This window comes from Mangrovicoccus sp. HB161399 (assembly GCF_013184745.1).
Taxonomy (GTDB): domain Bacteria; phylum Pseudomonadota; class Alphaproteobacteria; order Rhodobacterales; family Rhodobacteraceae; genus Mangrovicoccus.
On the sequence record NZ_JAATVU010000079.1, the window covers coordinates 1 to 24,305 of the forward strand.

The following is a 24,305-nucleotide window of genomic DNA, read 5'->3' on the forward strand; positions in this document are numbered from 1 at the left end:
CGCCGACTTCATGGCCGCTTGCAACGTCGCACGTCGCCTCGAGCCGCTCGGCGGCCTCGCCCCCTGCGAATGCATCTGCAAGATCCGGACTTCAGAGCCGGACAGTTTCATCGCCGACCCAATCAACCAGATGCCGGGAATAAACACTTAGGACGTGGTGCCCCGTTCCCCGGATGAGGTCAGGCCATGCGTTCGGTCCCGGCGGTGCCGATGGCGTCGAAGCGGTTCATGAATGAGCGGCCAGCGCAATCGGTCCGAGCGCAGCCGAGAATGACGCGGATGTGGATCCCGGCGGGTTGGCGGTCAGGGGCCTCGAAGCAATTCGTTCGCCGGAGGATTCAAGACCTCTCATCCTGGCCTCGATCCTCCTGCGGCCTTGGCAGCCGGACCACCGCTTCCAGAGCGAGCGGGAACCGTGGCGCCAGTGGCGCCGCGAAAGTCCGGCGAAGGCGGCTGAGGTGCCGGGTGCCCTGCAGAATGTCGTGCCCGGCGAGCGCGGCCGGGCAGTCCCCCTTTCACAGGCGGCCGTTCCTGCGGATGGGAACGAGGGCATGACTGCCGTCGCCAGCGGCGCTTGGACCGATGGCGCATCCGCCGACAACTCCGGAAGAATGCCCGGGCGCCCCATGCCGCCGCGCGCCGGGATCGCCGAACGGCACCTGCGCGTGCCGGAGGCGCCGCCAGCGGCGCGCGGAGTTGCCCATCGCGGCGCCATCGGTTCGGGCCCGACGGGCGACGGCCCATCCGCCGGCAACTCGCCGGTGACGGTGTCCATTTCCTCGCCGACCGGGATCTGGCCGAGAAGTTCCGGCGAGGAGGGGAAGCAGGAAACGAACTGCGAAATCGTTTCTCCGACGAATGGGCTGTCGCCTTCGCGGCTGGAGGTGGACTCCACCGTGCGGACATCGCCGGATGCCGCGTCCATTGCGAGATGGACTTTGCGGCACCGGCGGCGGCGATGCGTGCCGTGCTTCCTGGCCAGCCGCTCGTTCTCCGGGATTTCGCGGCGGCACGGTCCCTATTCATTCGCCGCGGAACTTGAGGCCGGTGCTCTCTGCTGCCCGGCACGGCATTGCGCAGCATGGCCCGGCAAGGGACCAGCAGCACGGCGGGACGAGAGCTGCACGCTGATCGTTCGGCGTGCTTCCGCGGCCCCACGGGGGCCACGGTCCCGTCTCGCTCTGGCGTCGGATGAGCGTGGAGACGTCCGGCATCGGGCAGTCCTGCCAGCCGGAGCATGGTGGAGACCGTTCCGTCCGTTCGGCGCAGCGGCAGGCTGGAGAGCACTTTCGCCATGAGGCAGAACTGGAAGGCATTCGCCGGGCAGGGGTCCGCCCGTCCGGCCCTCAAACCCTCCCCCGGAGGAATTGCCGCTAGCGCGGACTGGTCCGGACTCCTCCGGACCGTCTGCTGATCCTCTCCATTCGGAGAAGACGGGCGGACAGCCCAGACGGTCGTCCTCCGGCGCGGACCGGGCCATGTCCCGGTCCAGCCAGACCGGCAGAGACCCGCTGCCGCTTCAAGGCGTTGTCAAAGGATTTCCAGCTGGCCCTGCGATGGCGGACATGTTCCGGCTGCGTCATGGCGGGATCTTGGCCCTCGGGTATCAGGACGTTGGTCCAGACCCTTGGAGAGATGTGCGGCGGCGGCCACGCTGCCTGCATCTGCGCCCGGCATTTCGAGATCGCCAGCCCGGCAACCGGAGCGCGTCAACATGGCAGCTCTCTTCCTGCGGCCGCGTGCAGCCGCATCCGCGGTCCCCGGGAAGGCGCGCATGCCTTGCATCGTGCCCCGAGCGGCGACGATCCTTCAAGAATGCCCGCTCTGCCCGGTCTAGGGTGGCGCCATCCGAACGGAGGGTGACCTGCGATGAACCGCGAAGCTCCAAGCGAGATCAGGCCCGGGCCGGGTGCGGCGCGCCGCCCGGCGGTCCAGCGGTCCGGCCAGGCATCGGCTGGCAGCTCCGACACCAAGCCCGAGGGCCGCCCGCGCCGCGCCGCAATCGCCGCCGCGATCATGGCAGCGATCTTCGCCGTGGACACCTTCACCTCGCTGCAGAGCGCCGTGGCGACGCTCTACCTGCTGGCGCTGATCTACCGGGCCAGCGGCGACGAGGGCGATATCCGGCCATGGGCGGCCGCGGCACTGGTCCTCTCCGTGGCGAGCCACCTGACCGTCTACGAAGGACATGCCCCTTCGGATTCGCTCCTCCGTCTCGCCGTCAGCGCCGCCGCGATCATCGGCGGCAGCATCCTGATCCGCAAGGCGCAGGCCGGCGTGGCGGCACTGCGGGCCAGCGAGGAACGCTACCGCACGACCTTCGACGCCATAGCCGTGCCGGTGTGCGAATACGATTTCGCGCCGCTTCTCGACGCGCCGCCCGGCCGGCCCGCGCTCGTCGCGGCGAACGCGTCCGCCGTCTCGGCCTTCTGCGATCCGCAGGCCGGCGATCCTCTGGCGCCGTTGCGCGTCTTTCCGGCCGGCACGCCCGCGCAGATGGAGCGCTGCCGCGCGATGATGGACGAGGGCGGGCGGTTCGAGGAAGAGGCCCGTGTCCACGGCCATGACGGCGCCTGGCGCGACGTGCTCGTCTCCTTCTCGCTGGAGCCTGGCGTTCCGCGCCGCCGCGTGCCCTGCACGATTGCCGACCAGACGGAGAAGCGCAGGCTCGACCGGGCGCTGGCCGACGGGCGGCTGGAACTCGAACGCGCCTACCGCGCGCTGATGCTGGGGCAGATCTCCGCTTCGGTGTCCCACGAGCTGAACCAGCCTCTGGCCGCGATCCGCAGCCTCGCCTCCGCCGCCCGGCGCTGGCTGGCGCGGGACCCGGTGGATATCGGCGAGGCCCGTGCCGCGGTCGCCAGTCTCGACGGCGCCGTGGAGCGCGCCACCGAGATCGTGGCGCGGGTGCGCGCCGTCACCGGAGGCACGCGCTTCGTGCGCGAGGAGATGGGGGTCTCGGACCTTGTCGACGCGTCCGCGGCCATCCTGGAGCCCGAGCTCGACCGCCAGGGCATCGCGCTGGAGATCGAGCGCAACGCCTGTTCCACCCGGATCCGCGGCGATGCGGTGCTCCTGCAGCAGGTGCTGGTCAACCTCGTCTTCAATGCCGCGCAGGCCATCGCCGGGGCGCGGCAGGGCCAGCGCGTCCGCATTGCGCTTCGGAACGGCGCGCCGGGCCGGCTCAGGATCGAGGTGTCCGATGACGGCCCGGGATTTCCGCCGGGCCTGGCCGAGCACGCAACCGAGCCGTTCTGGACGACCCGGGCGGAAGGCATGGGCATCGGGCTGTCCGTCTGCCGGATCATCGCCGAAGCGCATGACGGGCAGCTGATCCTCGGAAATGCGCCCGGAGGCGGTGCGACGGCGGTTCTTGACCTGCCGCTCTGAGCGGATCAGCGCGCGGCGAGCCCGCCCAGCAAACCGATCAGCGCGCTTTCGTCGAAGGGCTTTTCCAGAACGGAAACGGCCCCGAGCGCGCGGGCGCGGTCATCAAGCCCGGGGGTCAGGAAGGCGGTCATCAGGATGAAGGGCACCGTGCGGCCGTCCGCCGCGAGCTGTTCGAGAAGGTCTAGGCCGCTCCGCCCCGCCATCCGCTGGTCGCTGAGCACGCAGTCGGTTTCCGGCGGACCGGCCTGCAGGAAATCCTCGGCGCTCGGATACAGCGCGACCCGGTGGCCGAGCGAGCGCAGGAGGCTCCCTGTGGCGCTGCGCACCAGGTCGTCATCCTCGATCACGGCAATCTGCAACTGGCTCACGGCTGGCATCCTTGCGCCGGCAAACCCGGCGTCACGGACAGGATAGGGCCCGGGGTCCGCACCCGCCACCTATACCCTGGTTTGCGCGGAGGCGAGGAGGTCCGCCGCCCGCACCAGTTCGGCCACTGTCCTGAGGCCCATCTTCTTCATCATGCTCGAGCGGTGCAGCTTGACCGTGATCTCCGCCAGTCCCAGCTCGCCCGCGATCTGCTTGTTGAGAAGCCCGCGCGCCACGCCCTCCAGCACCTCGCGCTCGCGCTGAGTCAGCCCGGCATGGGCCTCGCGCAGCCCTGCCAGCGCGGCGCCTTCGGCGCGGCGGTTCCGGTCCGTCTCAATGGCCCTGGACACCGCGTCCAGCAGGTCCTGGTCGCGATAGGGCTTGGTCAGGAAATCCACCGCCCCGGCCTTCATCGCGGTCACCGTCATCGGGATGTCGCCGTGACCGGTCATGAAGATCACCGGCGTGGCCGTGCCGCTCTCGGCAAGGCGCCGCTGCAGGTCCAGCCCGCTGAACTGCGGCAGGCGGATGTCGAGCACGATGCAGCCCGGCACGTCCGGCCAGTCCGCCTCCAGCGCGTCCTGCGGCCGCTCGAAGGTCAGCACGGCAAATCCCACAGACCGCAGGAGCGTCTCCGTCGCGCCGCGGACCATGGCGTCGTCGTCGATCACGATCACGATCTCGCGGGGGCCGGGGTCCGCCCGCCTTGCTGTGGATGGAGGTGCAGTCATGTTCCGGCCCGTCCGCTGCGGCATGCATCTTCCGCAGTGTGCCGTCCCCGCTGCCGCCTGTCCATCGCCGCAGCGCGGAATGCGGGCGGGCCCATACCAACGTATGGCCGGGCGATACCCCTGGAGCGCGGGATTGCCCCTGCGTTCGATGTCCCGGCGGGGCTCCGGGGGCGAGGATCGGAATGCAGACATCCAGTTTCGGAGTATCTCCATGTTGCATCATCGGACAGAGGCAGCGCCCCGCGCGGCGCTTTCGGAAGCGGGGCTCAGGGCGGCAGCGCTGGAGCAGCTTCTCCATGACCTCCGCGAGGCGGTGGAGGCGGATCCGGCCTCGACCCATGGCTATCTCGACGCGCTCGAAGCGATGATCGGCCAGGAGGCCGCGGAAGGAGACGGCCGTTTCCTTCCCCTGATGCGCGAAGGCGCGGGCAGGGCGGAGCGCGGCACGCTGGCGCCATGGCAGCTCAAGCGGGTGCTGGCGCATGCCGAGGCGCATCTGGCCGCTGCCATCGCGGTGGAGGATCTGGCCGGGATCGCCGGCCTCAGCACCGGGCACTTCTCGCGCGCCTTCAAGACCACGACCGGAGAGACGCCGCATGGGTTCCTCATCCGGCTGCGCCTGCGCCGCGCGCAGGAGCGGATGCTGGCAGGCGGCGAACCGCTGGGCGAGGTGGCGGCCGCCTGCGGCTTCACCGACCAGGCGCACATGACCCGGCTGTTCCGGCGCCATGTCGGCGACACCCCGTTTCTCTGGCGCCGCCGCCACGCCGAAGGCTGACGGCCGTGCGGGCCGTCAGCGGCGCGGGGCGGCCATGCCCGGATGCGGCAGCACGGCAAGCACTGCTGCCGCAGTGACCGCCCCGGCCAGCGCCAGGGCGGCGCCGGGCCCGGCGGCCCGCAGGAGCGCGGCCCCGGCAAATGCGCCCGCGAACATCGCCGCAACCGCCAGGACCCGCCGTGCCAGGCTGCGGCCGGTCCCGCCGGCCAGCCGCGACTCCGAGGCGATGCCGGTCAGGGTCAGCGTCAGAACCGTGGTCGTCATGTCGGGCACCGCAAGGCTGCGGACCGTGGCGTTGCGCAGCCCCATCGCGGCACCGAGACAGAGGATCATCGCGACCGGTGCCGCCTCCGGACCCGCGACGGCCAGTGCCGCAGCGCCCCAGACCAGCAGGACCTCCATCCCGGCCGCCATCCCCAGCCAGCGCCGCAGCGGCCAGGCCGCGCAGCCGCGGCCGATCCGGCCCCCGGCAATTGCCCCGCCGAGGAAGGCCGCCAGCGCGGCGGCGAGCGGACCGGGATGGAACGGCCCGGCGCCCGCAGCGGCGAAGCCCAGGAAGACCACGTTTCCGGTCATGTTGGCGGTGAAGACATTGCCGAGGCCGAGCACGCTGACTGCGTCGATCATTCCGGTGGCAAAGGTAAGGGCGGCCAGCAGCGGCGGCAGCGGCGGAACGGGGGGCTGGGACATGGCGGAGGGCCCTTTCTGTCAGGTTGCCCCGCCAGACTGGACTGCGCGGCCTGCCGGCGATTGCAGGCGGCCCCCGCGCCTTGTCGGTTCCGCACCCGGCGGGCGCCGCAAGCACGGAAATGCCGGTTCCGTGCAAGCCGGATGCCGGGATGCCAAGCGCGCGCCGCTGCAAGGCGCCAGTCTGGGGGCATCATTCCGAAAAGGAGCCTTCCCATGGACCAGACGACCCTGACCGCCCGCCGCAATGCCCCGCTGGCGGTTCCCCACCGCATCGAGGCTGCCGCCCGCCGGGATCTCGGCGCCGCGCTGACGCAGACTCTGGCGGATGTCTTCGCGCTCTATCTCAAGACTAGGAATTTCCACTGGCACTACTCTGGCCCCGGATTCCGTGACGGGCACCTGATGCTCGACGACATGGCCGGAGAGCTTCTGGCGATGACCGATCCGATGGCGGAGCGCGCGCGCAAGCTCGGCCAGGGCACGCTGCGCTCGACCGGCCAGATCGCGGCGCGGCAGCGGCTCCTGGACAACAACGCCGATTTCGTCACGCCGTCGGACATGCTGGCCGAGTTGCGCGACGACAACGGCACGCTGGCCGAGTGGCTGGCCGAACTGCACGGGCTCTGCGATCTGCATGGCGACATCGCCACCGCGAGCCTGGTGGAGACCTGGATCGACGAGGCCGAAGGCCGCCGCTGGTTCCTCTACGAGATGTTGCGCAAGCCGCTCTGAGCTGGCGCGGCCAGGGCCAGCCGTCCGCGCCAGCGTCCGGGCGGCAGGCCGGTCGCCTGCACGAACTGGCGGGTGAAATGGCTCTGATCCGAGAACCCGCAGGCCAGCGCGATCTCGGCCATGCTGCGGTTGCCTGCAACCAGCATCTGCCGCGCCCGCCGCACCCGTTCGGCCTGAAGCCATTGATGCGGCGTCTGGCCGGTGGCAGCGCGGAACGCGGCAAAGAATCCCGAGCGCGACATGCCCAGATCCGCCGCGATCGCCGCGATCGTGGCGCCCTCCTCGCGCGACATCAGCCGGTCCTGCGCCTGCCGCAGGGCCGGACCGCAGAGCCGGTGCAGCCGTTCCGCGGCCCCTGCCCGGCGATAGCGCGACAGCAGATGCGCCGAAGCCAGCACGGCCAGTTCCTCCAGCCGGAGGCGGTCCGCCCGGCACGGGTCGGCCAGCGCCGGCAGAACGCCCCGCGCGATGGCCAGGAGCGCCGGGTCGGGCTCTGCCTCCACCCGGTCGAGGCCCGCGCCGGGATCGAGCCCGGCCAGGACACCCGCTTCCGCCTCGATCCCGGCGGGCAGCTCGATCAGGAAGAAATCGAAGGCGCCGTCCATCGCGGCGGCATAGTCGCTGTCGAAATCCCGCAGATAGGCCATGCCGCGGTCGAAGATCCGCGATCCGCGTCGGCCGCGCCGCGTGTCCTGCCGCAGATGCCCGTCGACCAGCGACAGACCGACGAGGAGCCCTCGCTCCTGTGCAGGCGTCGCCACCTCCGAGCGGTGATCGCCAGCCGCCGACTTGCGCCGGAAGACCAGTCCGCCGGCCTCGACGGCCTCGTCCCGCGACAGGCGCGACAGGGTGCAGCCCAGCGAGTCCCTCGGCGGCGCCGCTGCTGCCTTGCCGGGCGCGTCCTCCGTGATCCGGGCGGCCATCCGCGCACTCCTTGAAACCAGGCGGCCCTGCGAAGCCGCTGCCGCAAGGTACCTCCGGAGATGTCGCAGGACAATCGCTTGCAGGCAAACGGGCGCGTTCGAAACGTCCAAACCGGGGGCGGCGCCTGCAATCCGGGCAGGTCGCCGCGGGCGCAGGCTGTTGCGGGGCCTCTCCTCCCCGCCCACCCTCCGGCCGCCCGTCCCAGGGGCGGCCGGACCCTTCAAGGGACCGCCAGATGAAACCCTATCTTCTCTCCCTCGGCGCCGGCCTTGCCGTCGGCGTCATCTACAGCCTGATGCAGGTCCGCTCGCCCGCGCCGCCGGTGATCGCTCTGGTCGGGCTTCTCGGCATGCTGGTCGGAGAACAGGCGCTGCCTGCCGCGCGCTGGCTGCTGCAGCGCGGCGAGCCCGGGGCGCTGATCCCGGCCGCGCAGCGCCACATCTTCGGCGAAATGCCCAGCATCCACGGACCGCAGCCGCGGCGCGAGACGGAGGCCGGATGATGGCGGACCGGACGCATCCCGACCTGATCCTCTTCAACGGCCGTTTCGCGACGCTCGACCCGGCAGCGCCCGGCGTCACTGCCGTCGCCATCCGCGGCGGCCGCTTCTGTGCGCGCGGGCCCGATGCCGAGATGCTGGCGCTGGCCGGGCCGCAGACGCGCCGGATCGATCTCCGCGGCCGCCTCGTGCTGCCGGGGCTGGTCGACAACCACACCCATGTGATCCGCGGCGGGCTGAGCTACAACATGGAGCTGCGCTGGGACGGCGTGCGCTCGCTTGCCGACGCGATGTCGATGCTGAAGGACCAGGCCGAGGTCACGCCGCCGCCGCAATGGGTGCGGGTGGTCGGCGGCTTCACCGAGCACCAGTTCGAGGAGAAGCGCCTGCCGACACTGGACGAGATCAATGCCGCGGCGCCCGACACGCCGGTCTTCATTCTGCATCTCTACGACCGGGCGCTGCTCAATGCCGCCGCGCTGCGGGCGGTGGGCTATGACCGGACCACGCCGAACCCGCCGGGCGGCGAGATCCAGCGCGATGCCGCCGGAAATCCCACCGGGCTGCTGCTGGCCCGGCCCAATGCCGCGATCCTCTATGCGACGCTGGCGAAGGGGCCAAAGCTGCCGCCCGAATACCAGCTCAATTCCACCCGGCATTTCCTGAGGGAGCTGAACCGGCTGGGCGTCACCGGCGTGATCGACGCGGGCGGCGGCAACCAGAATTACCCCGAGGATTACGAGATCATCGCCAAGCTGGCCGATGAGGGGCAGCTGACCGTGCGGCTGGCCTACAACCTCTTCACCCAGAAGCCCGCGGAGGAGAAGGCCGATTTCCTCGCCTGGACCAGGACGGTCAAGTACCGTCAGGGCGACGACTATTTCCGCCATAACGGGGCGGGCGAGATGCTGGTCTTCTCGGCGGCGGATTTCGAGGATTTCCGCGAGCCGCGCCCCGATCTGGCGCCGGGGATGGAGGACGACCTCGAAGGCGTCGTGCGCATCCTCGCCGAGAACCGCTGGCCCTGGCGGATGCATGCGACCTATGACGAGACGATCAGCCGGGCGCTCGACGTGTTCGAGAAAGTCGCCCGCGACATCCCGCTCGAGGGCATCCCGTGGTTCTTCGACCATGCCGAGACCATCTCGGAGCGCTCGATCGAGCGGGTGGCTGCGCTTGGCGGCGGCGTCGCGGTCCAGCACCGCATGGCCTATCAGGGCGAATTCTTCGCCGAGCGCTACGGCGCGCGCGCGGCCGAGGCGACGCCGCCGGTCGCACGGATGATCGAGGCCGGGATCCCGGTCTCGGCCGGGACCGACGCCACGCGGGTAGCCAGCTACAACCCCTGGGTCGGGCTGTCGTGGCTGGTGACCGGACGGACGGCCGGCGGGCTGCGGGTGACGCCGGCGCGCAACTGTCTCGACCGGGAGACGGCGCTGAGGATGTGGACCGAAAAGGTCGCATGGTTCGCCGGAGACGACGGACGCCGCGGGCGGATCGCGCCGGGGATGCTGGCCGATCTGACCCTGCCGGACCGCGACTACTTTGCCTGCCCCGAGGCCGAGATCGCCGGGATTGCCAGCGACCTGACCATGGTCGGGGGCAAGGTCGTCTGGGCGGCGGGCCATTTTGCCGGTCTCGACGAAACCGAGCTGCCGCCGCCGATGCCCGACTGGTCGCCGGTGCGGCGCTGGGGCGGCTACGGCGCGCCGGGGCTCGGCCTGCCAGTGGAAGCAGTCGCCCGCTCCTGCGGCTGCGCAAGCGCCTGCGGCGTGCATGGCCATGACCATGCGCAGGCCTGGGGGGCCGGGCTGCCGGTGTCGGATCTGAAGTCGTTCTGGGGCGCGCTAGGCTGCGCCTGCTGGGCGGTCTGAGCCATGCCCGGCCGCCTCTGCCTGCTGGCGCTCTTCGCCGCCTACATCCAGGGACCGGCAATGAAACTCGCCGACTTCCCCGGCGCCATCGCCGAAATGGCGCATTTCGGGCTGCAGCCCGCGCCGGTCTTTGCCGCCGGGGTCATCTGCTTCGAGCTGGCGGCCTCGGCAATGGTCGTCTCGGGGCGGGGCCGCGTCCCGGCCGCGCTGGCGCTGGCGGCCTTCACCCTCGCCGCGACCTTCCTGGCGCTGCGCTTCTGGCAGATGCCGCCGGGGACGGAGCGCACCGGCGCCACCAATGCGTTCTTCGAGCATATCGGCCTGGCCGGGGCCTTCTGCTACGTTGCGCTGCGCGAGCGGAGGTCCTGAAACGCGGAAGGCCGCCGGTTTCCCGGCGGCCTGTCACGGCGGAGGGTGGTCTCACCACTCCTTCGGGCGGGTCCGCTGCAACGCTTCCGGGATCGGGATGAATTCGTCCGTGTCGCCGGGCGGCAGGCGGAAGGGTCCGCCCTCCCAGTCGGCGGCATTCCAGTCGCGCTGCGCCGCCTCGATCCGCTCCTTCGACGACGACACGAAGTTCCACCAGATGTAGCGGCTGCCATTCATCGTCGCGCCCCCGAGCGCCATCAGCCGCGCCCCTGCCGGTCCCGCCTTGACCGAGATCCGGTCGCCGGGGCGGAAGACCATCATCCGGCCCGCCTCGAAGACGTCGCCTGCCACCTCGATGGAGCCTTCGGTGATGTAGAGGCCGCGGTCCTCGTGCTCGTCGGGCAGCGGATAGGCCGCGCCGGGGGCCAGCATCACGTCGAGATAGAAGGCCTCGGAATAGAGCGTCACAGGGCTGGCCTGACCGTGCGCCGTCCCGAGGATCAGCCGCGCGGAGATGCCGCCATCGTCGATCTCGGGCAGCGCCTCCTTGCCGTGATGCTCGAAATCCGGGGCCATCTCCTCGCGGTCCTCGGGCAGCGCGATCCAGGTCTGGATGCCGAAGAGGCTGTGGCGGTGGCCTCGGGTGGCGGCGCTGGTGCGCTCGGAATGGGTGACGCCGCGGCCCGCGACCATCCAGTTGACCTCGCCCGGATAGATCATCTGGTGCGTGCCCAGGCTGTCGCGGTGCTCGAACTCGCCCTGGTAGAGATAGGTGACCGTGCCCAGCCCGATATGCGGATGCGGCCGGACGTCGATGCCGCCCTCGGTGATGAACTCCGCCGGGCCCATCTGGTCGAAGAAGATGAAGGGCCCGACCATCTGGCGTTTCGGCGAGGGCAGCGCGCGGCGCACGTCGAAACCGCCGATATCGCGGGCGCGCGGAATGATCAGCGTTTCCAGCGCGGCGCAGCCGAAGCCCGGGCAGTCCGGGTTGTGTGTGGGATTCCAGCTCATGGGGTTTCCTTCCCTGTGGTCCGGGACCGCCTCAGCGCGGCGGTCCGATATAGTGCCGCACGACGGGCGCCGTGTCGCCCCCGTGCAGCCGCCGCAGCGCGGCATGGCGATCCATGTCGGCATGGCTGACGCGGCCATGCTGGGCGACATGCTCGGCCCAGCTCGGCAGGTGGAAGCTTTCCAGCCAGAGCTCGGGCGTCTCGACGGCCTGATGCACCGACCAGCGGGTGGCGCCGTTGCGCAGCCGTTCGGCGCGGACGCCGGCGATGCGCGCGAGGAAATCGGCAAGGTCGGCGCCGGCGATGCGGTATTCGACGGTGACCAGCGCCGGGCGGTCCTCCGTCTGCCCCGGCGCCGGCGGCGGGGGCTCCGGCCAGAGCGCGGCAGGGGAGAGGTCCAGGCCCTCGCCCTGTCCGATGGCCAGGCGGCGCGTGGCCACCATGGCCGCCGCGAGGCCCGCGGCGGCGGTCAGCAGCGCAGCGGGGATGGAGCCGCGCGCGGCGACCTGGCCCCAGAGGACGGAACCAAGCGTCATCGATCCGAAGAACGTCATCAGGTAGACCGATAGGCCGCGCGCGCGGATCCAGTCGGGCAGGGCGGTCTGGGCCGAGACGTTGAAGGAGGTCAGCACCGCGATCCAGGCGAGACCGCCCAGGAAGGCCGCGGGCATCAGCGCCGCCGGAACCGGAGCGACGGCCATCAGGACGAGCGCTAGCGCGGTGCCGAGCGTTCCGGCCTTTGCCATCGCGTCGGATCCGAGCCGTGCCTGCAGCTTCGGCAACAGAACCGCCCCGGTGACCGCCCCTGCGCCGATCAGCCCCATCAGCGCGCCGTAGAGCGCGGACCCGCCGCCTTCCGCGCCGCGCGCGATCAGCGGCAGCAGCGCCCAGTAGGCGGAGGCAAACACAAAGAACGCCGCCGCACGCAGGCAGGTGTCGCGCATCGCGCGGTTGTGGCGGACATGGCGCAGCCCGACGGCCATCTCCGACAGGAGGCTGCCATGCGCCCGTTTCGGCGCGGCGGGGGGCGGGCGCCGGAGCGTCAGAGCGGCGAGAATGGCCACGAAGCTGGCCGCGTTCAGCGCGAAGGGCGCGGCCAGCCCGGCGGAGGCGATCAGCACCCCCGCCACGGCCGGTCCGATGGCCCGGGCGATGTTGATCCCCATGGAATTCAGCGCGATGGCGGCGCGCAGATCCGGCGCGGGCACCAGCTGCGGCACGATCGCCTGCCAGGCCGGCGCCATCAGCGCGGCGCCGGTGCCGATCGCCAGGGTGAAGCCGATCAGCAGCGCGGGCGTCATCCGCCCGGTCCAGACCAGCAGCGCCAGCACCGACACCACCGCGAGCAGCGCGAGGTTGATGCCGATGAGCAGCCTGCGCCGGTCCATCCGGTCGGCCAATGCCCCGGCCAGCAGCGCGAAGCAGAAGATCGGCAGGGTGCCGGCCGCCTGCGCCAGCGTCACCACGGCGGGGCTCGGCGCCAGCGTTGCCATCAGCCAGCCGGCGCCGACCTCGTGCATCCAGGTGCCGATGTTCGACACTAGCGTCGCCGTCCACAGCAGCGCGAAGGCGGGATGGCCGAAAGGCGCGTAGGCCCCGCCGCTACCACTGGATGACATCGGCCAGCTCGTCGCGGTGCCTCATGGCATGGGCGCGCACGAAGGGACAGAGCGGCACGATCCGCTGGCCCTTCGTGCGCGCATCGGCGATCAGCCGCTCCGCCAGCGCGCGGCCCACGCCGAGGCCCCGCATGCTGTCGGGCACGCCGGTATGATCGGCGATGATCAGCGTGTCCGAGACCTTGGAGATGGTCAGCTCGGCCTCTCCCGTGACGCCTTCCACGGTGGCGGCATAGCGGGCCTTGGTCTCGGTTTCGGCAAAGGTGATGACCGGATCGGGCATGGGCGCTCCTTCTCGAGGGGAAAGCGGCGGGGTGTCCCCAGCCGCAGTGGAGATCATTCGGCAGGCACGGGCGCGCGGACCGGACCGCGATGCGCGGTGCGCTGCGGCGCCTTGTGGACCATGGTATAGGCGTAGTCGACGCCCATGCCATAGGCGCCGGAATGCTCCTTCACCAGCGCCATGACCGCATCGTAGCTTCCGCGGTTGGCCCAGTCGCGCTGCCATTCCAGCAGCACCTGCTGCCAGGTCACCGGCACCACGCCCGCCTGCACCATCCGCGCCATCGCCTGGTCATGCGCCTCCTTCGAGGTGCCGCCCGACGCATCGGCGACCATGTAGATCTCCAGCTCCGTGTCGGCCAGGCAGGAAAGCGCGAAGGTGCAGTTGCAGACCTCCGTCCAGAGCCCGGCGACCACGACCTTGCCCGCGCCCGCCGTGGCATGGCCGAGCAGCGCGTCGCGCACCTTTCGGTCGTCCCAGGAATTCATCGAGCTGCGCTCCAGGATCGGCGCCTCGGGGAAGACGTCGAGCAGCTCGGGATAGGTGTAGCCCGAGAAGGCCTCGGTCTCGACCGTGGTGATCGTGGTCGGGACGCCGAATATCTTCGCGGCCTTGGCAAGGCCCACGGCATTGTTCTTCAGCGTCTGGCGGTCGATCGACTGCACGCCGAAGGCCATCTGCGGCTGGTGGTCGATGAAGATGACCTGGCTGTTCTGCGGGGTGAGGACGTCGAGCTTGGACATGTCGGGCTCCGTTTCCCGGGGTTACGATTTCACGAAGGCAAGCAGGTCGGCGTTCAGCACGCCGGCATGCACGGTCAGCATGCCGTGGGGATAGCCGGGATAGGTCTTCAGCGTGCCCTGGGGCAGCAGGTCCACCGATTTCAGGGCGGAATCGGCGATCGGCACGATCTGGTCGTCCTCGCCATGCAGCACCAGCGTGGGAACTGTCATGGCGCGCAGGTCGTCTGACTGGTCGGTCTCGGAAAAGGCCTTGATGCCGTCGTAATGCGCCTTGGCGCCGCCCATCATGCCCTGTCGCCACCAGTTCTGGATCACGCCTTCGAAGACATCCGCGCCCTCGCGGTTGAAGCCGTAGAACGGCCCCGCGGGCACATCGCGGAAGAATTGCGCGCGGTTCGCCGCCAGCGCGGCGCGGAAGCCGTCGAAGACCCCGATCGGCGTGCCCTCGGGGTTGGCGTCGGTCTTCACCATCAGCGGCGGCACGGCGGCAACCAGCACCGCCTTCGCCACGCGGCCCGCGGGAATGCCGTGCTGCGCGACATAGCGCGCGACTTCGCCGCCGCCGGTCGAATGGCCGACATGGATGGCGCCGCGCAGGTCCAGCGCCTCAGCCACGGCGAAGGCATCGGCCGCGTAGTGATCCATGTCATGGCCCCCGGAGACCTGCGAGGACCGTCCGTGGCCGCGGCGGTCATGGGCGATCACGCGGTAGCCCTCGCCAAGGAAGAACAGCATCTGCGCGTCCCAGTCGTCCGAGCTGAGCGGCCAGCCGTGGTGGAACATCACCGGCTGGGCATCTTTCGGCCCCCAGTCCTTGTAGAAGATCTCGGTGCCGTCATCTGTGGTTACGTAGCCCATGGAAATGTCTCCTGCGTCTGAGCTGTCCGGAAGGCCTGCCGCAGGGGCGGCAAGCGGGGGGAGCGCCGCGGCAGCGGCCATCGCGGTCCCGGAAATCAGGACCTGGCGGCGCCGGAAGGGGGGGAAGGGATCGGGCAAGACGGCCTCCTGCGGCTGGGGTCTGGCGCGTTCCGAGCCGCCGCTGGACGGCCGGGCGCCCCGAATTCATGCCCGCCGCGATGCGCCGCGCTCTTGTCGCGAAGCAGCCGGAATGTCACGAAACCGGCACGCGCGGCCCGCGGGATGACAGGATCGTGCAAGACCCGGGACTGTCCTTCCGCGATACTGGGCCTCGATCATCCGGGGGAGCCGGGCATCGACCGCAGGCCTCCCGCACGGCAAGCAAGGAGCCTCCGCATGAAGAAGCCCATTCCCGGCATCGCCCGCTACGACAACCCCGCCGGCGGCTGGGGCGCGCTGCGGGCCACGGCCAAGGCGGTGCGCAGCCAGATGGATGCCTCCGACGCGGCGGTGACGCTCCTGCGCACCAACAAGCCCGCGGGCTTCGACTGCCCCGGCTGCGCCTGGCCCGACAAGGAGCACACGTCCACCTTCCAGTTCTGCGAGAACGGCGCCAAGGCGGTGACCTGGGAGGCCACGAAGAAGCGCGTGCCGCCGGAATTCTTCGCGGCCCACACGGTGACGGAATTGCTGGGCTGGAACGACTTCGACCTGGAAAGCCAGGGCCGCCTGACGCATCCGATGCGCTACGATCCGGCCACCGACCGCTATCTGCCCGTCAGCTGGGACGACGCCTTCGCGCTCGCGGGCGCGGTCCTGCAGCGCCAGGCCGATCCGGATGCGGTGGAGTTCTACACCTCCGGGCGGGCCTCGAACGAGGCGGCCTTCCTCTACCAGATCTTCGCGCGGGAATACGGCACGAACAACTTCCCCGACTGCTCGAACATGTGCCACGAGGCGACCAGCGTCGGGCTGCCGCAATCCATCGGCATCGGCAAGGGCACGGTGTCGCTGGAAGATTTCGACCGCTGCGGCATGATCATCGCGATGGGCCACAACCCGGGCACCAACCATCCGCGGATGATGGGCACGCTGCACGAGGTCGCCCGCCGCGGCGTGCCGATCGTGGTCTTCAACCCGCTGCGCGAGCGCGCGCTGGAACGCTTCGCCGATCCGCAGAACCCGGTGGAGATGGCGACGATGGGCTCGACGGAGATCGCCTCCGCCTATCACCAGGTGAAGGTCGGCGGCGATGCGGCGGCGCTCAAGGGCATCATGAAGGCGGTGCTGGAGATCGAAGCCGCGGAGGGCGGTGCGCTGGACCATGGCTTCATCGCCGAGCACACCAACGGGTTCGCGGCGCTGGAAGCGGATCTGGAGGCGACACCCTGGGAGGCCATCGAGGCCGCGAGCGGGCTGGCGGCCGGGGCGCTGCGCCAGGTCGCTGCGGCATATGTCCGCTCGGAGGCGACCATCGTCACCTACGGCATGGGCATGACCCAGCATGCGACCGGCACGTCGAATGTACAGCAGATGGCGAACCTCCTGCTTCTGCGCGGAAATTTCGGCAAGCCGGGCGCCGGGATCTGTCCGCTGCGCGGCCATTCCAACGTGCAGGGCGACCGCACCGTCGGCATCACCGAGAAGCCGTCGCAGGCCATGCTCGACCGGATCGAGGCGGCCTTCGGCTTCGTGCCCCCGGCGGCACATGGCCATGACGCGGTGGCAGCGGTCAAGGCGATCGTCGCGGGCAGCGCGAAGGTGCTGATCTCGCTCGGCGGCAACCTGATCGTCGCCATGCCGGACCGCGAGCGGACCTATGCGGCAATGTCCGGGCTCGACCTGACGGTGTCGATCGCCACCAAGCTCAACCGCTCGCATCTTCTGGTGGGCAGGGAGGCGCTGCTGCTGCCCTGTCTCGGCCGGACCGAGACCGACCTGCAGGGCGGCGTGGCGCAATCGGTGACGGTCGAGGACTCGATGTCGATGGTCCATGCCTCGCGCGGCAAGCTGCAGCCGGCCTCGGAGCATCTGCTCTCGGAGCCCGCCATCGTCGCGGGGCTGGCCATGGCGGCGCTGCCCGGCACGGCGGTGGACTGGGCGGGACTGGTGGCCGATTACGGCCGCATCCGCGACAAGATCGAGGCCGTCTTCCCGGATTTCGCCGGTTTCAACGCGCGCATCCAGGTTCCCGGTGGCTTCCGCCTGCCGCTGCCGCCGACCGAGCGGGTCTGGAACACCGCCTCGGGCAAGGCGGAATTCCTGCCCTTCCGCGGGCTGGAGGAGGACCCCGTGCGGATGGACCCGGCCGTGCTGAAGCTGACCACGCTGCGCAGCCACGACCAGTACAACACCACGATCTACGGGCTCGACGACCGCTATCGCGGCGTGTTCGGGCGGCGCGACGTGGTCTTCGCCAATGCCGCCGATCTGGAGGCGCTGGGGATCGAGCCGGGCGACAAGGTGGAACTCGAGACGGTCTACGATGACGGCCAGGTCCGGCGCCTGTCGGGCTTCACCGCGGTCGATTACGACATCGCGCGCGGGTCGGTCGGGGCCTATTACCCGGAGGCGAACGGCCTCGTGCCGCTGGGCTTCCACGACCCCGACAGCGGCACGCCCTCCTACAAGTCGGTGCCGGTCCGGCTGCGCAGGCTGCCGGAGAGCTGACTGCGGCGCGCGGGCCGGACGGAGGGTTCCGCCCGGCCCGTCCCGCTGCGGCGGGGTGGCGTCACGCTGCGGACTGGACGGCGCGCAGCTTCGCGCGGCGGGCAATGCTGGCGGCGAACAGCGGCGTTTCGCGGCGGTTGTGGTCGCCGCCCGATGCCTGGCGGGCCGCAGCGGCATCCTCGTAGGAAAGCCCGTGCGCCTCGATGAACGCCATGAAGGCATCGGTCGGATGCGCCGTCACGCGGTTGGTGTAGCGCGTCCGGCCGCCTTCGACGGCTTCGGCCATCAGCTCCCAGACGACATTGACCTGGGTCCGGCCGTTCGGCGTGAACACGTCCGATATCGAGTTCATCCGCACATAGGCCGGTCCGGCTTCCTCGCAGACATAGTGCTGCACGACCAGGCCGGTGCCGATCATCTCGACATTGATCGACATGCGGCGGCCGTCATCTGTGGCGGTCACCCCGGCGGCGATATGGTCGGGCGGGCAGCAGCGCAGGTATTCGGCCTCGGGCAGGGTGAACAGCCACTCCTCGATGTCGATCTGGTCGAGCGGCACGTCGATTTCGGCGGCATAGGCGGATTGGGACAGGATGCGGTCGAGAATTTCCATGGCAGGCTCCTTTGCCGGGCGGCGGCCCCGATGGCCGGCCGTTCCCGGGACTTACGGTGGCCCGCCGCCTGCGATAAGGCTTGCAGAACCCGCAACCATTTTGCACGGAGCGCACAAGTGGCGGATCCCTGCTTTGCCGAGCATCTGGGCGTCTTCGCCGAGGTCGTCCGTGGCGGCAGCTTTTCGGCGGCGGCGCGGCGGCGCGGCTTGACGCCCTCGGCGGTCGCCCGCCAGATCGACGCGCTGGAGCACGGTCTCGGCGTGCCGCTCTTCGTCCGCTCTACCCGGGCGCTGTCGCTGACCGGTGCCGGGGAACGCCTGTACGAGCGGGCGCAGCGGCTGCTCGACGACCTGGCCGATACCCATGCCGAGATTGCCGCTTTCGACGGCGCGGTGACGGGCGTGTTCCGGATTGCCTGCTTTCCCACCTTCGGCAAGCGCTATGTCATCCCGGCCGTAGAGGCGGCGATACGCGGCCATCCCGGGCTGGCGGTGGAGCTGGACCTGACCGAACGGCTGGCCGATCCGGTGGCGGAACGCCTCGATGCGGTGATCCGCATCGGGACCCTTGCCGACAGCACGCTGATCGCCTCCCGCCTGGCCGGGCAGAGGCGGCTGCTGGTCGCCGCGCCTGGCTACCTGTCCCGGCACGGAGAGCCCGGGGAACGCGGCGCGCTCGTCCGCCACCGGCTGATCGACAAGCTCCACGGGGCGGATCTGCTGGGCTGGGCAGATGTGCTGGGCCATCCTGCGGGGCGCGGCGAAGGGCCGGGCGCGGTGCTGCGCTGCGACGATTTCGAGGCGATGCGCGGCGCGGCGCTGGCCGGGATCGGGATCGCGCTCCTGCCCGACTGGGTCGTGGGGCAGGATGTGCGGGACGGCAGGCTCGCACGGCTCTTCCCCGCCAGCGAGGACTGGAATGCGGAGGAGGCGGGCATCTGGATCCTGCGGGCGCTGCCGCAGCCCTCAGCCCGGTTCCGCGCGGTCGCGGCAGCGCTCCGCGACGCGATCGGCAGCCCGCCGGTCTGGCGCTGCTGAGGGCATCTTTGCGCGCGGCGCATGAAAGTTCCGACGGTTGCGTGCATTATCGGCGGGCCCCGGAAGGTCCATCTTGCGGCCAGCGGCCCATATGCGGGCCGGATCCCCCGAACGGAGTTCCCAATGGCCATCCTAGACCTCGCCCCGCCTGACGGGCGGCGCTTCCGCCTGCCGCGCGGAGCCATGACTGCCTACAGCGCAGCCGCAGCTGCCACCTTCCTCGCAAGCGCCGCCGCGCCGACGCCGCTCTACCAGCACTACCAGCAGGCCTTCGGTCTCGGCCCCGGCGCGCTGACCCTCATCTTCGCGGTCTATGCGATCAGCCTCCTGGCAGCGCTGCTGACCGTCGGCGCGCTCTCGGACCATGTCGGCCGCCGTCCCGTGATCTTCGCTGCCCTGCTGGCAAACGGGGCCGCGATGATCCTGTTCATCGACGCCCATTCCGCGCTGTCGCTCGGGGCCGCGCGCGCGGTCCAGGGCTTCGGCACCGGGATGGCCACGACCGCCCTCGGCGCAGCCATTCTCGACACGGACGGACGGCACGGGCCGCTGCTGAACAGCGTGACTGCCTTCTCGGGCCTGTTCCTCGGTGCGCTCGGCTCCGGGCTGCTCGCCGGCTTCGCGCCCGCGCCGGAAACTCTTGTCTATCTGGTGCTGCTCGTCCTCACCGCCGTTCTGGCCATATTGCTGCGCTGGATGCCGGAAACGACCGGCCGCAGGCCCGGCGCATGGCGTTCGCTCCTGCCGGAACTCGGCCTGCCGCGGGCAGCGCGGCGCAGCTTCCTGCATGTCACGCCGGTCAATGTCGCGGGCTGGGCCCTGGGCGGGCTGAATTTTTCGCTGATGCCCGCTCTCGTGGCACTGGCGGAGGGACGCAACGCGCCGCTGGCCGGCACGCTCGTGGTGGCAACGCTGATGGCCGGTGCGGTCGCGGCCGCTGCCGGGCTGCGCCGGTTCCCGGCCGAACGCGTGCTGTTCGGGGGCGCGCTTGCGCTTGCGCTCGGCACCGCGCTGGCGCTGGCAGCGCTGCAGCTTGCCTCGGTTCCGATGATCTTCGCCGGGGTGGCTGTTGCGGGCGCGGGCTTCGGCACGTCCTTCTCCGGCGCGTTCCGGGAGCTGCTGCCGCGGGCCGATGCCGCGGACCGCGCCGGGCTGCTCTCGACCTTCTACACCGAGAGCTACCTGGCCTTCAGCCTGCCGGTCGTCCTTGCCGGCCTTGCCGTGCCGCATCTCGGCCTCGGCCGGACCGCCGACATCTACGGAGCCGCGGTCATTCTTCTGGCCATGACATCCGCAGAAGCCTTCCGGCGCCGCAGGCATGGCGCAAGGCACTGAGCGCAGCCGGTGCAGCCGGTCCGCAGATGGCAATCGCCCGGCCGGGCGTTGCCTTGGGAACCGGCGGAGTGACGGCGGCGCTCCGGTCCGGGCAATGCAGCTGCCGGATCCCGAGCCGGGATAAACCGCTTCGCCCGGCCGGACGCTTTGAACCGCGCGGCGCCCCGTGGCACGGTGGGACGTCCCGGCGCGGAAGGCCGCGACGCCGCACCTGCCCGGGCGCTCCGGCCGATCATGGCAACTCGGCACCAGCGGCCCTGGCCGGAAGTGCCTTGGGCCATGCGCCGGTTCCCGGCACCGGAATTGGCGTCATGGGGCCCGGCTCGCGACGGGGCGAGCCGGACAGCAGGCATCAGAAGATGAAATCGCCCTGATCCAGCTGATCGACCGTCACGCCGGCCAGCACTATCGACGTGCTGCCGAATTCGATCATGGCATCCATGCCGCCACCGGTCTCGGAGAAGGACAGGTCATCGATGCCCAGGCCGAGTCCGGCAAGGGAGATCAGGTCGACACCGTCCTCGAAATCCCCGATCACGTCATCGCCTTCCTGCATGTCGGCATAGACGAACTCGTCCCAGCCGTAGCCGCCGAACAGGAGGTCGTCGCCGTCGCCGCCGGTCATGACGTCGTCGCCGAGCCGTCCCTTCAGGACGTCATCGCCCGCGCCGCCGTCCAGCGCGTCCGCGCCCCTCTGGCCGTCCAGCTTGTCGTTGCCATCGCCGCCATGCAGCGCATCCGCGCCCTTGTGTCCGTTCAGGGTGTCATCGCCGCCGCCGCCGTGCAGCGCATCGACACCGCGGCCCCCGACCAGCAGGTCGTTGCCGTCTTCGCCGAACAGCCGGTCCCGGCCCTGGTTGCCGTAGAGGCGGTCATCGCCGTCCCCGCCGAGAAGCACGTCATTCTGCGCGTTGCCGTGAAGCTCGTCGTCATCCGCGCCGCCCTCGATGCGGTCCTTGCCGGTGCCGCCTTGGACGGTGTCATCGCCCGCGCCGCCGTCGAAGACATCATCGCCGCCGCCGAGACGTACGCTTTCGGACGCGCGTTCGAACTGGTCCTCGAGAATGTCCAGCGCCTGTGCCTGGCTGGTGGCCTCGATCTCGCCGGCGGCCACGGGCAGGAGGCCCACATAGCCGTCCTGGGTGCCGTCGATCTCGCCGTCCGTGCCCGTGCCGAAGCCCGCGCCGACGATCTGGCCGTGCAGCACGATTTCCCGCGTTTCGAGCGGCATCAGATCTTCCGCGGTGTAGTCGTTGCCGCTCACCGGGCTGAAGAAGTTCGCGGCATCGCCCAGGTCGTAGCTCTGGATGAAGTCGAGCGTTCCGTCCGCCCGCGTCATCGGCAGCGCGCCGCCTCCATCCACCAGCGGCAGCAGGATGTCGCCGTAGGCGGCAAGACCTTCCAGCACTTCGACGAACCCGTCCTGGTCCGCATCGTCGGAGATGACGGGCATCCTGGCGTCGCTGGGCGTGCCATCCTCGTTGAACGTGCCATGGACATGCTGGGCATGTTGGACATCCGGCGTGAGGCCTTCGGCCGAAATGGAGATGTTGAGGTACCGGGTGCCGTCCTCTTCGGTGCTGACGGCCAGCAGGGCGTCACCGGTGACGCCGGAATTGTTCATTGCGGCCAGGTCGACCGTCCAGAACGCCTCTGCGCGGTTGAGGAAAACTTCGTAGGATGAATAGGATGAACCCAGATGGGCCATGTCGTTACCTCCATTGGAATTGAACCGACACCGGTAGTCACGAACCCGCCGCCGGGAGAGTTTCAGCAATGCCGGATTTTTTTCAGCGGCCAGCGGACGGCCGGAACTTTTCCGTGTCCGTGTCCGTGTCCGTGGCCGTGGCCAAGGGGACGTGGGGCGCAGGCTGGACGGGAACCGCGGCTGCGCCCCTGCCGCGGGTCAGCGCCGGCCGCCGCGCCCGGCAGGCCGCGGGCGGCGCTGCCCAACGGGAAAGCTATCCGCGGGACGCGACTTTCCGGCGCTCGCGGCCGGGCGGCGATTGACAGCGCCGCCCCGCATGCCTCTCTTGGCCCCATGACGCCAAGAGAGGACATCGAAAGGCTGATCGCCCGTGTCGCGCTGCGGGACCAGTCTGCCTTCGCGGCGCTCTACGACGTCACCAGCGCCAAGCTGTTCGCCGTCTGCCTGCACGTGCTCGACCATCGCGGCGAGGCGGAGGAGACCCTGCAGGAGGTCTATGTCCGCATCTGGCACAAGGCGGACAGCTACGCGGTCACCGGCCACAGCCCGATGACCTGGCTGATCACGGTGGCGCGCAACCTGGCCATCGACAGGCTCCGCAAGCGAAAGGTGGCGACCGTGGCCATCGACGAAGCCGGCACCGTCGCCGATGACCGTCCGGGCCCGGAGGCCAGCGCCATCGTTCGGTCCGAGAGCAGCGCGATCAGGGCCTGCCTCGACGAGCTGGAGACCGACCGTGCGGATGCCGTGAAGCGGGCCTATCTGCTCGGGGAAACGTACAAGGACCTGGCCCGACGCTATGATGTGCCTCTCAACACGCTCCGCACCTGGCTGCGGCGCAGCCTCATGACACTCAGGGAATGCCTGACCCGATGACCGGCCCGGAGGATACATATGGCGACGGGGCCCTTGCGGCCGAGTATGTCCTCCGGCTGCTGGAGGAAACGGAGCAGGATGCGTTCGAAGCCCGCCTGCGCGACGAGCCGGAGCTGCGCGCGCTGGTTGCCCATTGGGAAAGGCAGTTCGCGGCGCTTGCGGAGGGGCTCGCGGACGAGCCGCCGCCCGCGCGCCTGCGCGCCTTGGTTCTTGGAGCCGCCGCCGGGACGGCGCGGCGGGACGGCTGGCTGGCCGGATTGCGGCAGAGGCCCATGCTGCGGCCGGTCCTGGCTCTTGCCCTCGTCGCGGCTGTGGCCGTCGGACTTTTCGTTTCCGGCACGCAGGAGAGGTTTGCGACCGGCTACCGCGCGGAACTCGCCAGCGACGATCGCAGCGTGACGGTCCTGGCCCGCAGCGATGCATCTGCGGACCGGATGCTGGTCGAGGTGACGGCCGGGACGCCGCCCCCGGGGCGGGTTTTCGAATTGTGGCTGATTGCCGAGGGTGCGCCGGGACCGGTTTCGCTCGGGGTGCTGGATGCCGGTGGCCGAACCCGCATCACGGTGCCGCGCGCGCTTCTGGCCGACCTGCCCGCAAGCATGCTGGCGATCTCCGACGAACCCCCGGGAGGCTCCCCGACCGGCAGTCCGACGGGCACGGTCGTCGCGGTTGGACCTGTGGAGAAAATCTAGCAAACGTGTTCATGTGCCGGGCTGAATCTGCCAGTTTGAGTCTGTTTTGATGACCGCATTTGCGATTGTGACCAGCCTTCGCGCGATTGCGACAATGACGAGTTCATTTGGCTTTCCGCGCTCCTCGAGACGTTTGGCGACCGGCTTGAGAACTGGGTTGCGGCAGGCAGCAGCGAGTGCTGCCTGGAACAGAACATGTCGCAAAGAACGTCGCCCGTCCGCAATCGCTCTCCTGCCTCGCCTCGCCCCTCTGTCATGTGGAACCGGCGCGAGGCCGGTCATGGCGGCGGCTTCGCCGGACGTCATCCGGCCCAATTCGGGCCATTCGGCAATCAGCATCGCAGCCGGGACCGGACCAATTCCCGGGATCGATTGGAGCAGGTTCGACCTAGTGGCAAGAGTCTCGGCTTGTGCGAAGGGCGTTGTTGCAGAACTCGTCGGCTTCGGGGATTCACGGCATGGATCCTGTGGGTCAAGAGCCTGCCATGACGCAGCCAGAACCCG

The 24,305-nt window shown here is 70.2% G+C and carries 23 protein-coding genes and 1 pseudogene; 11 read left to right on the forward strand and 13 right to left on the reverse strand.

Annotated features, from left to right (window positions below):
- Positions 1-179 precede the first annotated feature (179 nt).
- Positions 180-907 (reverse strand): annotated as a pseudogene (locus HCC78_RS35010) (hypothetical protein); the annotation flags it as partial.
- Positions 908-1,869: 962 nt separating this feature from the next.
- Here HCC78_RS35010 and HCC78_RS26785 point away from each other — a divergent pair.
- Entirely contained in the window at positions 1,870-3,390 is a 1,521-nt protein-coding gene (locus HCC78_RS26785) for a sensor histidine kinase (protein ID WP_172331842.1), read from the forward strand.
- Positions 3,391-3,395: 5 nt separating this feature from the next.
- Here the strand turns inward: HCC78_RS26785 and HCC78_RS26790 are convergent, their stop codons facing one another.
- Both HCC78_RS26790 and HCC78_RS26795 read right to left on the reverse strand, forming a co-directional pair.
- Positions 3,396-3,758, reverse strand: coding sequence for a response regulator (locus HCC78_RS26790; protein ID WP_216671327.1), 363 nt, complete (start codon positions 3,756-3,758; stop codon positions 3,396-3,398).
- Between the two features lie 69 nt (positions 3,759-3,827).
- Positions 3,828-4,487 carry a response regulator transcription factor gene (locus HCC78_RS26795; RefSeq protein ID WP_172331844.1) on the reverse strand — a complete coding sequence of 220 codons (660 nt, stop codon included), beginning with the start codon at positions 4,485-4,487 and terminating at the stop codon, positions 3,828-3,830.
- 211 nt (positions 4,488-4,698) lie between these two features.
- Here HCC78_RS26795 and HCC78_RS26800 point away from each other — a divergent pair, with 211 nt between their 5' ends.
- A complete protein-coding gene (locus HCC78_RS26800) occupies positions 4,699-5,265 on the forward strand; it encodes a helix-turn-helix transcriptional regulator (protein WP_172331845.1) in 567 nt (188 codons plus the stop codon).
- Between the two features lie 15 nt (positions 5,266-5,280).
- Here the strand turns inward: HCC78_RS26800 and HCC78_RS26805 are convergent, their stop codons facing one another.
- Positions 5,281-5,955: a YoaK family protein gene (locus tag HCC78_RS26805; RefSeq protein ID WP_172331846.1), complete on the reverse strand. Its 675-nt coding sequence runs from the start codon at positions 5,953-5,955 to the stop codon at positions 5,281-5,283.
- A gap of 213 nt (positions 5,956-6,168) precedes the next feature.
- Here HCC78_RS26805 and HCC78_RS26810 point away from each other — a divergent pair, with 213 nt between their 5' ends.
- Positions 6,169-6,687, forward strand: coding sequence for a Dps family protein (locus tag HCC78_RS26810; RefSeq protein ID WP_172331847.1), 519 nt, complete (start codon positions 6,169-6,171; stop codon positions 6,685-6,687).
- Here HCC78_RS26810 and HCC78_RS26815 read toward each other — a convergent pair.
- Positions 6,660-7,610 (reverse strand): AraC family transcriptional regulator, encoded by a 951-nt coding sequence (locus HCC78_RS26815; RefSeq protein ID WP_172331848.1) that lies wholly within the window; start codon positions 7,608-7,610, stop codon positions 6,660-6,662. The genes HCC78_RS26810 and HCC78_RS26815 overlap by 28 nt on opposite strands.
- Positions 7,611-7,846: 236 nt before the next feature.
- Here HCC78_RS26815 and HCC78_RS26820 point away from each other — a divergent pair, with 236 nt between their 5' ends.
- Genes HCC78_RS26820 through HCC78_RS26830 form a run of 3 tightly spaced genes read left to right on the forward strand, consistent with a single transcriptional unit; the run spans position 7,847 to position 10,353 of the window.
- A complete protein-coding gene (locus tag HCC78_RS26820) occupies positions 7,847-8,113 on the forward strand; it encodes a DUF1427 family protein (RefSeq protein ID WP_172331849.1) in 267 nt (88 codons plus the stop codon).
- Complete coding sequence (locus tag HCC78_RS26825) at positions 8,113-9,984, forward strand: amidohydrolase (RefSeq protein ID WP_172331850.1); 1,872 nt, start codon at positions 8,113-8,115, stop codon at positions 9,982-9,984. The genes HCC78_RS26820 and HCC78_RS26825 overlap by 1 nt, the downstream gene beginning before the upstream one ends.
- A gap of 3 nt (positions 9,985-9,987) precedes the next feature.
- A complete protein-coding gene (locus tag HCC78_RS26830; RefSeq protein WP_172331851.1) occupies positions 9,988-10,353 on the forward strand; it encodes a DoxX family protein in 366 nt (121 codons plus the stop codon).
- 51 nt (positions 10,354-10,404) lie between these two features.
- On the opposite strand, the gene HCC78_RS26835 is transcribed toward HCC78_RS26830, so the two are convergent.
- The 5 genes from HCC78_RS26835 to HCC78_RS26855 are packed head-to-tail and all read right to left on the reverse strand — an operon-like array spanning position 10,405 to position 14,869.
- Positions 10,405-11,367 (reverse strand): pirin family protein, encoded by a 963-nt coding sequence (locus HCC78_RS26835; protein WP_172331852.1) that lies wholly within the window; start codon positions 11,365-11,367, stop codon positions 10,405-10,407.
- A gap of 31 nt (positions 11,368-11,398) precedes the next feature.
- Positions 11,399-12,985, reverse strand: a complete 1,587-nt coding sequence (locus HCC78_RS26840) for an MFS transporter (RefSeq protein WP_172331853.1) — start codon at positions 12,983-12,985, stop codon at positions 11,399-11,401.
- On the reverse strand, positions 12,969-13,268 hold the full coding sequence (locus HCC78_RS26845; RefSeq protein WP_172331854.1) for a GNAT family N-acetyltransferase: 300 nt from the start codon (positions 13,266-13,268) through the stop codon (positions 12,969-12,971). Before HCC78_RS26845 ends, HCC78_RS26840 begins: the two co-directional genes overlap by 17 nt.
- A 53-nt stretch (positions 13,269-13,321) precedes the next feature.
- Positions 13,322-14,011: a hydrolase gene (locus HCC78_RS26850; protein WP_172331855.1), complete on the reverse strand. Its 690-nt coding sequence runs from the start codon at positions 14,009-14,011 to the stop codon at positions 13,322-13,324.
- A 21-nt stretch (positions 14,012-14,032) separates the two neighbouring features.
- Entirely contained in the window at positions 14,033-14,869 is an 837-nt protein-coding gene (locus HCC78_RS26855) for an alpha/beta fold hydrolase (protein WP_216671328.1), read from the reverse strand.
- Between the two features lie 396 nt (positions 14,870-15,265).
- Between HCC78_RS26855 and HCC78_RS26860 the strand changes: the two genes are divergently transcribed.
- A complete protein-coding gene (locus HCC78_RS26860) occupies positions 15,266-17,539 on the forward strand; it encodes an FdhF/YdeP family oxidoreductase (protein WP_172331856.1) in 2,274 nt (757 codons plus the stop codon).
- Positions 17,540-17,600: 61 nt separating this feature from the next.
- Here HCC78_RS26860 and HCC78_RS26865 read toward each other — a convergent pair whose 3' ends face one another.
- Positions 17,601-18,152, reverse strand: a complete 552-nt coding sequence (locus tag HCC78_RS26865) for a hypothetical protein (protein WP_172331857.1) — start codon at positions 18,150-18,152, stop codon at positions 17,601-17,603.
- A gap of 117 nt (positions 18,153-18,269) precedes the next feature.
- Here HCC78_RS26865 and HCC78_RS26870 point away from each other — a divergent pair, with 117 nt between their 5' ends.
- Together HCC78_RS26870 and HCC78_RS26875 are read left to right on the forward strand one after the other, a co-directional pair.
- Positions 18,270-19,190, forward strand: a complete 921-nt coding sequence (locus tag HCC78_RS26870) for a LysR family transcriptional regulator (RefSeq protein ID WP_172331858.1) — start codon at positions 18,270-18,272, stop codon at positions 19,188-19,190.
- Between the two features lie 123 nt (positions 19,191-19,313).
- Complete coding sequence (locus HCC78_RS26875; RefSeq protein WP_216671329.1) at positions 19,314-20,525, forward strand: MFS transporter; 1,212 nt, start codon at positions 19,314-19,316, stop codon at positions 20,523-20,525.
- Between the two features lie 352 nt (positions 20,526-20,877).
- Here HCC78_RS26875 and HCC78_RS26880 read toward each other — a convergent pair whose 3' ends face one another.
- Positions 20,878-22,233 carry a calcium-binding protein gene (locus HCC78_RS26880; RefSeq protein WP_172331859.1) on the reverse strand — a complete coding sequence of 452 codons (1,356 nt, stop codon included), beginning with the start codon at positions 22,231-22,233 and terminating at the stop codon, positions 20,878-20,880.
- A 333-nt stretch (positions 22,234-22,566) separates the two neighbouring features.
- Between HCC78_RS26880 and HCC78_RS26885 the strand changes: the two genes are divergently transcribed.
- Positions 22,567-23,109: a sigma-70 family RNA polymerase sigma factor gene (locus HCC78_RS26885; protein ID WP_172331860.1), complete on the forward strand. Its 543-nt coding sequence runs from the start codon at positions 22,567-22,569 to the stop codon at positions 23,107-23,109.
- Complete coding sequence (locus tag HCC78_RS26890) at positions 23,094-23,801, forward strand: anti-sigma factor domain-containing protein (protein WP_172331861.1); 708 nt, start codon at positions 23,094-23,096, stop codon at positions 23,799-23,801. Before HCC78_RS26885 ends, HCC78_RS26890 begins: the two co-directional genes overlap by 16 nt.
- 9 nt (positions 23,802-23,810) lie before the next feature.
- On the opposite strand, the gene HCC78_RS26895 is transcribed toward HCC78_RS26890, so the two are convergent.
- Positions 23,811-24,305 (reverse strand): transposase (locus HCC78_RS26895; RefSeq protein ID WP_216671330.1); only part of this gene is annotated, 495 nt, incomplete at its 5' end.

What these genes read in the sequence shown, in the direction of transcription:
- HCC78_RS26785 (WP_172331842.1), top strand. Translation starts at nt 1,870, where the DNA reads ATGAACCGCGAAGCTCCAAGCGAGATCAGGCCCGGGCCGGGTGCGGCG.
- HCC78_RS26795 (WP_172331844.1), bottom strand. Translation starts at nt 4,487, where the DNA reads ATGACTGCACCTCCATCCACAGCAAGGCGGGCGGACCCCGGCCCCCGC.
- HCC78_RS26800 (WP_172331845.1), top strand. Translation starts at nt 4,699, where the DNA reads ATGTTGCATCATCGGACAGAGGCAGCGCCCCGCGCGGCGCTTTCGGAA.
- HCC78_RS26805 (WP_172331846.1), bottom strand. Translation starts at nt 5,955, where the DNA reads ATGTCCCAGCCCCCCGTTCCGCCGCTGCCGCCGCTGCTGGCCGCCCTT.
- HCC78_RS26810 (WP_172331847.1), top strand. Translation starts at nt 6,169, where the DNA reads ATGGACCAGACGACCCTGACCGCCCGCCGCAATGCCCCGCTGGCGGTT.
- HCC78_RS26815 (WP_172331848.1), bottom strand. Translation starts at nt 7,610, where the DNA reads ATGGCCGCCCGGATCACGGAGGACGCGCCCGGCAAGGCAGCAGCGGCG.
- HCC78_RS26820 (WP_172331849.1), top strand. Translation starts at nt 7,847, where the DNA reads ATGAAACCCTATCTTCTCTCCCTCGGCGCCGGCCTTGCCGTCGGCGTC.
- HCC78_RS26825 (WP_172331850.1), top strand. Translation starts at nt 8,113, where the DNA reads ATGGCGGACCGGACGCATCCCGACCTGATCCTCTTCAACGGCCGTTTC.
- HCC78_RS26830 (WP_172331851.1), top strand. Translation starts at nt 9,988, where the DNA reads ATGCCCGGCCGCCTCTGCCTGCTGGCGCTCTTCGCCGCCTACATCCAG.
- HCC78_RS26835 (WP_172331852.1), bottom strand. Translation starts at nt 11,367, where the DNA reads ATGAGCTGGAATCCCACACACAACCCGGACTGCCCGGGCTTCGGCTGC.
- HCC78_RS26840 (WP_172331853.1), bottom strand. Translation starts at nt 12,985, where the DNA reads ATGTCATCCAGTGGTAGCGGCGGGGCCTACGCGCCTTTCGGCCATCCC.
- HCC78_RS26845 (WP_172331854.1), bottom strand. Translation starts at nt 13,268, where the DNA reads ATGCCCGATCCGGTCATCACCTTTGCCGAAACCGAGACCAAGGCCCGC.
- HCC78_RS26850 (WP_172331855.1), bottom strand. Translation starts at nt 14,011, where the DNA reads ATGTCCAAGCTCGACGTCCTCACCCCGCAGAACAGCCAGGTCATCTTC.
- HCC78_RS26855 (WP_216671328.1), bottom strand. Translation starts at nt 14,869, where the DNA reads ATGGGCTACGTAACCACAGATGACGGCACCGAGATCTTCTACAAGGAC.
- HCC78_RS26860 (WP_172331856.1), top strand. Translation starts at nt 15,266, where the DNA reads ATGAAGAAGCCCATTCCCGGCATCGCCCGCTACGACAACCCCGCCGGC.
- HCC78_RS26865 (WP_172331857.1), bottom strand. Translation starts at nt 18,152, where the DNA reads ATGGAAATTCTCGACCGCATCCTGTCCCAATCCGCCTATGCCGCCGAA.
- HCC78_RS26875 (WP_216671329.1), top strand. Translation starts at nt 19,314, where the DNA reads ATGGCCATCCTAGACCTCGCCCCGCCTGACGGGCGGCGCTTCCGCCTG.
- HCC78_RS26880 (WP_172331859.1), bottom strand. Translation starts at nt 22,233, where the DNA reads ATGGCCCATCTGGGTTCATCCTATTCATCCTACGAAGTTTTCCTCAAC.
- HCC78_RS26885 (WP_172331860.1), top strand. Translation starts at nt 22,567, where the DNA reads ATGACGCCAAGAGAGGACATCGAAAGGCTGATCGCCCGTGTCGCGCTG.
- HCC78_RS26890 (WP_172331861.1), top strand. Translation starts at nt 23,094, where the DNA reads ATGCCTGACCCGATGACCGGCCCGGAGGATACATATGGCGACGGGGCC.